This is a genomic window from Streptomyces katrae, from assembly GCF_000966975.1.
Lineage (GTDB): Bacteria > Actinomycetota > Actinomycetes > Streptomycetales > Streptomycetaceae > Streptomyces > Streptomyces katrae.
The window spans coordinates 1-1,203 of the sequence record NZ_JZWV01000742.1 but is presented as its reverse complement, the minus strand read 5'-3'; the positions used below and the strand labels follow the sequence as shown (position 1 = coordinate 1,203).

The following is a 1,203-nucleotide window of genomic DNA, read 5'->3' as shown; positions in this document are numbered from 1 at the left end:
GCCCTCGCCGCCCGCTACGAGACCGGCATCGCGCTCGGCCGCACCGGCCGCGCCGCCGAGGCCCTCGACCTGTTCCGCTCCCTGGTGCGCGACCGCACCCGGGCCTACGGGGCAGCCGACCCGGAGACCCTGCGGGCCCGGCACGTCCTCGGCGTCAACCTGGGCCGCCTCGACCGCTGGGAGGAGGCGGTGGCCGAGGCCCGCGAGGTGGGTGCGGCCCGCGCCAGGGCCCTGGGCGCGGAGCACCCGGACACCCTGGTCAGCCCGGACACCCTGGTCAGCCGCCGCGAACTGGCCGTCGGACTCGGCCGGCTCGGCCGCTGGGACCAGGCGCTGCCCATCTACCGGGAACTGTCCGGGATCCGCGAGCGTTCCCTCGGCGACGAGCACCCCGACACCGTCCTCGCCCACGCCGACGAGGCCCACTGTCTGGAGCGGCTGGGCCAGGTGTGTTACCAAGAGCCATGACCGCTGACGCAGGCAGCTCCCGGGGTTTCGCGCACGACGTGTACGACGCGGTGATCGTCGGAGGCGGCCACAACGGCCTCGTCGCCGCCGCCTACCTGGCCCGCGCGGGCCGCTCCGTCCTGGTTCTGGAACGGCTCGGGCACACCGGCGGAGCCGCCGTCTCCACCCGGCCCTTCGCCGGGGTCGACGCCCGGCTCTCCCGCTACTCCTACCTCGTGTCCCTGCTCCCCGGGAAGATCGTCCGGGATCTGGGGCTGCGGTTCCGGGTGCGCCGGCGCACGGTGTCCTCGTACACGCCCTTCGAGCGGGACGGCCGCCCCGGCGGACTCCTCGTCGGCGGCGGGGAGGACCGTACGAGGGAATCCTTCGCCCGGCTCACCGGATCCGACCGGGAGTACGAGGCCTGGCGCGCCTTCTACGCCACCACCGGCCGCCTCGCCGGACGGGTCTTCCCCACGCTCACCGAACCCCTGCCCACCCGGGCGGAACTGCGGGCCCGGATCGACGACGAGCAGGCCTGGCGGATGCTGTTCGAGGAGCCGCTCGGCCGGGCGGTGGAGGAGCGCTTCGCCGACGACCTGGTTCGCGGCGTGGTCCTCACCGACGCCCTGATCGGCACCTTCGCCGACGCCCACGACGCCTCCCTCGCCCAGAACCGCTGCTTCCTCTACCACGTCATCGGCGGCGGCACCGGCGACTGGGACGTGCCCGTCGGCGGCATGGGCGCGCTCACGG

Annotated in this window: 2 protein-coding genes; both read left to right on the top strand. The window is 75.0% G+C overall.

The window, feature by feature from the left end:
* On the top strand, positions 1–468 hold a 468-nt coding region (locus VR44_RS25635), incomplete at its 5' end, for a tetratricopeptide repeat protein (protein WP_045949961.1).
* A partial coding sequence (locus tag VR44_RS25630) for a phytoene desaturase family protein (protein ID WP_045949960.1) occupies positions 465–1,203 on the top strand: 739 nt, incomplete at its 3' end. The genes VR44_RS25635 and VR44_RS25630, both read left to right, overlap by 4 nt.